This is a genomic window from Enterovibrio makurazakiensis (assembly GCF_050336585.1).
GTDB lineage: Bacteria > Pseudomonadota > Gammaproteobacteria > Enterobacterales > Vibrionaceae > Enterovibrio > Enterovibrio gelatinilyticus.
The window spans coordinates 1-4,347 of sequence record NZ_JAKJSE010000050.1 but is presented as its reverse complement, the minus strand read 5'-3'; the positions used below and the strand labels follow the sequence as shown (position 1 = coordinate 4,347).

General features: G+C 46.0%; 5 protein-coding genes. All 5 read left to right on the top strand.

The features are described 5' to 3' along the window. A partial coding sequence (locus L4D06_RS25260) for a type VI secretion system Vgr family protein (RefSeq protein ID WP_429742231.1) occupies window positions 1–968 on the top strand: 968 nt, incomplete at its 5' end. Continuing rightward, a complete protein-coding gene (locus L4D06_RS25255) occupies window positions 968–2,287 on the top strand; it encodes a hypothetical protein (protein ID WP_429742229.1) in 1,320 nt (439 codons plus the stop codon). The genes L4D06_RS25260 and L4D06_RS25255, both read left to right, overlap by 1 nt. After that, window positions 2,284–3,255 (top strand): PoNe immunity protein domain-containing protein, encoded by a 972-nt coding sequence (locus L4D06_RS25250; RefSeq protein WP_429742227.1) that lies wholly within the window; start codon window positions 2,284–2,286, stop codon window positions 3,253–3,255. The genes L4D06_RS25255 and L4D06_RS25250 overlap by 4 nt, the downstream gene beginning before the upstream one ends. Then, complete coding sequence (locus tag L4D06_RS25245) at window positions 3,240–3,758, top strand: hypothetical protein (protein ID WP_429742225.1); 519 nt, start codon at window positions 3,240–3,242, stop codon at window positions 3,756–3,758. Before L4D06_RS25250 ends, L4D06_RS25245 begins: the two co-directional genes overlap by 16 nt. Window positions 3,759–4,166: 408 nt before the next feature. After that, window positions 4,167–4,347: type VI secretion system tube protein TssD (tssD, locus tag L4D06_RS25240; protein ID WP_429742223.1), on the top strand; the 181-nt coding region annotated here is incomplete at its 3' end.

Genomic DNA, 4,347 nt, shown 5'->3' with positions numbered 1-4,347 from the left:
GTTGTTGGGTACGCGTATCCCAAGGCTGGGCGGGCGGTCAATACGGCATGATGGCGATACCGCGCATTGGTCATGAAGTGATTGTTTCTTTCTTAGAGGGCGACCCTGACCAACCGATTATCACTGGTCGCACTTATCACGCCACCAATGTGCCGCCCTACCCGCTGCCTGCCAACAAAACCCGCACGGTTATCAGAACAGAAACCCATCAGGGTGAAGGCTTTAATGAGCTGCGTTTTGAGGACCAAGCCGAGCAAGAAGAAATCTATGTGCATGCCCAAAAGGACATGAACCTGCTGGTCGAGAACGACCGCAAAGACAACATCAAACATGATTTGCACTTGGATGTGGAAAACGAGCGCTTTTCACACATCAAGGTGGATGACCACCTGACGGTCGATGGGCAAAGCAAAGCCCATGTCGCTGGTGATATCAGTCTGACCACAGACAGTTCACTGCACATCAAACAAGGCAAAAAACACCTTCTTGAAGCAGGTTCTGAGATCCATCATAAAGCTGGCGACAAAATCATTATTGAAGCAGGCACGGAAATCACCATTAAAACCTCCGCGGGTTTCGTCAAGCTTGATCCTGCTGGCGTGCACCTCTCCGGTGCTGTGGTGAATCTTAACTCTGGCGGAAGTACAGGTAACGGCAGTGGCGCAACACCGACCCTTCCAAGCATTTCCAGCTTATTAACCAGCGTGATTGTCCCAAACTGGGTTGAGTTTGAATATCTAGACCCTGACATGCAACCTTTCGCCAACACACCTTATCGCGCAATTCTAAGTGACGGTACAGAAGTGTCAGGCACACTCGATGGTGATGGCTATGCCCGCATTGAGGAAGTTCCGGCAGGTCCAGTGCGAATCTATTATGACCCGGATGCAGAATTCGAAGACCCGGAAAGAGAACCTATTGATTCGCTAACCAGTAGCGTTAAATCCTTGCTTGGAGGTAACAGCTAATGTGGGGAAATGACCTTTTCGCGTATCTCTTCGACAATCTTGAAGAAGCCTACAAATCAGGCGAACAATACATCGCTCAAAAAGCACAGGATGCCTATGACTCGACCATTGGTGCTCTCGAGTGGATATGGGAAGCACTTCAGGGGGATTTCAATGCTAATCAAACAACGGGGCAAATCGCCGCAAATGCCGCACTGGGTATCATTCCCATCGTTGATCAGGTGTTGGATTGCCGTGATTTAATCGCCAACTGCCGAAATATCCATAAAGACAAAAGTGATGTAAACGCATGGATAGCCCTTTGTTTTACACTTATAGGCTTAATACCATCACTTGGATCCATTGCAAAAGGTGTTCTAAAGATCCTATTCCTTTTCATCAGGAAAATGGGGGGGGATGTTTCAAAAGCCATTCGTCCCGCAATGGCGCCCATCATCTCCTTCCTACAAAATGAAAAAGTACGAAAAATCTTCGATGTTCCGCGAATTGATATTGCGTTGAAGAAAATCGCTGAGGCCATCAAAAGCGTTGGGAGCCAAGTCAACGCCGCCACTTTGAAAGGATATCTCGACAAAATAGTCAGCGCACTTACCGATACTGTTGCTCAAATTAGGTATTTTGCTCCTGCCAGCGTTAAAGTCTGGCTTGATGAGTCCGTACGTCTTGTACGCTCAGTTCAAAAATCTGCAGACAGCATGCTTGAACCAGCTATTGCCCCCGTGAAAAAGCTTCTCGATGATATCGAACAAGCATTACTCAAACAGGCTGACGAGTATTCACCAAGCTATCGAACTGACGTTAATGCGCGTACGGTTCATGAGTTAGACCCTAGCGTTGCAACGATTAACCCTCGTATTTTAACACGCACACAAAAAGGGTTATATGGTGAGATCATTAGTGACAACCATATGTTAAACAGTGGTCACCGCAACATGCTGCCGGAGTCAAGACAAGTTCGATCTTTAGAAGATACTCCTAGAGGCCGTGGCATAGATGGCATTTACGAAAAGCCGCCGAATGCTTTGCCACCGCCATATATAATAACAGAAACTAAGTATCGCACCGATTCAGGCAAATATATTGACTCAGATGGCTTAGCTAAGGACCGATCGCTTTCTAGACTTCGTGACGGAACGAAGCAAATGAGCGATGATTGGATCCAACCCAGACTTGCTGCCGAAGTTGGACGTGACACCACCGACGACATCATGGATGAAGGCTATGAGCGATGGCTAATGATTGTCGACGAGTCCGGAGAAGTAGTAAACATTACGAGATTAGATGCCAATGCGAGAAGTATTGAAGAGGTAACGAGATGAGAGAGCAAACGCCGACATTTAATCAGATAAGAAGGGATGCGTTTCTCGAAGAATCTGTTTACGAAGAACAGCGTACGTATTTCAAAAAAGACAATTCAAAACGCTATCTCCATTTGACGGACGAATCCAAAGATATCACTCACCGTGCAAGGATAAGCTGGTCACTCTCTTTAGCCAAATTTGAACACGCTTTGCTGGAATATTCCAGTGGTGCAAATTTAGAAAGCGTACTACACCTCTCTAACTTAGCTTTTCAAGATTTACAAAGACATAAAGAGCAATTTTCTTTCAAAGTTATCAATTACTGGGAGCCAGACGGCTATCAATTTCTACTTTTGATAACAGGCCTCGCTGTACTCACTGGTAACACTGATGCGCTTTTTACCATTGCCCGAATCACTGGAAAAAACCCTCATGGCAGTGATGACAAAGCGATTGTTCAATTTTATACCCGTGTTGGCCTGCAAGGTCTACCAAGACAAGATTCGCTTGTTTTCGACCAACCTTACACACACCTATACGATGCAATTAAAGGTGATGGTGTATCACCAACCAAACCCGAACGCCAGACCGCACTCAGTGCCTATCTGAAAGGTTGGTACAAAGGTATGAAAAATTGCTATTGGCATAATCGCCATAAAAGCAAACATGCTACTCATTTTGGCTACTGGTCACTGGAATCAGGCGCAGCCACCCTTCTTTTTAATCTTGACGACAGTCAATTCCGCAAATCACTTTATTACCCAAAAGACTGGGTCGACTATGCACGTGAAAAGGATTTTGGCTCTCTGTTCTCTCATCAAAAACTTCCCTTCCATCACATCGCTTTGCCAAATGATGAAGTGCCTGTCTCAGCACAGTGGACATCAAATTTGAACAATGATGTCCTTCGGTTGGAAGCAGGTGAACGCTTTGATGGAAGCAATGAGAACGAGCATGGTGATGCTGTGATTTGGATAAGCCGATGATCAGACTCGGTGCATCCTTTCTCTTTCTCATTTCTTCAGCGGTCGCGTCATGGGAGGGGAGCTACTCCACGCCCGTCGATTCTTGGACTTCACAACAATACATAGTTGGTGAATTTAGCGGCAAGCTCGCAATCGAAAATGCTGGCGATATCTATCTGGCGAAGGAAATGGATCAGTCCGAGAGAGCAGATTTCGCTGAATATCTTTTGATGGATGCTTCCGCGCTGAACGATGCAGCATGTCTGGTGACGCCATCTAAAAGCCGAACATTAATTGAAAAGGCAGCCTCATTCGCGGGTGCTGATGTCACCGAGGTGACTGCTTCCGGTGAATCCGCATTGACGTTTGTGGATGATCAGAACCAAAAATCGATCATTACGCTGACACCAAAGTACAAAATTCGTCAGGTTCTTTGCGTATCGGAAACAAAAATTGAGCTAGCCAAAAGCAAGATCTTCTTCTTTAGCAAGCTACTGGGCATGACCCCTCTGATTAAAAACTAAACACACAATTAAAGAATCAATCATAGGAAATGCAGTTCCATTAGGTGTAACAGGGAGCGATCATGATGCTCCCTGCTCGCTCCATTGACCGTAATTTGACCAAAAGGTAAGCCTTCTCCATTGAAAGTAAGGCTCTACTCTCTTCTTCTTTATTCTACCCACGTATTTCAACTCAGTGTCTTTTTTCATCTTCATTCCCTCCCTCTATTCGGCCAAATCTTGCTCAGCGAGCAAGTTTTCGCCCGAACCGCGAGCAATTCCTTGCTCCGCCAATTCCCAAATATACATAACCCTTTGTTTTTATTGATAACAAAAGCTGGCACATCCCTTGCGTTATTTCCTGCGTTGTATCACCCGTTTCGTTGCTCGCCATTAAATGGTGAGCTTCCATTGAATAAGGACATCGCAATGCCAACTCCATGTTATATCGCCATCGAAGGCAAAACTCAGGGCAACATCACTGCTGGTGCGTTCACTGCTGACTCTGTCGGTAACATCTACGTCGAAGGCCACGAAGACCAAATGCTGGTTCAAGCCTTTGACCACATTGTAACCGTACCGACTGACCCGCAAAGCGGCCAGCCTTCAG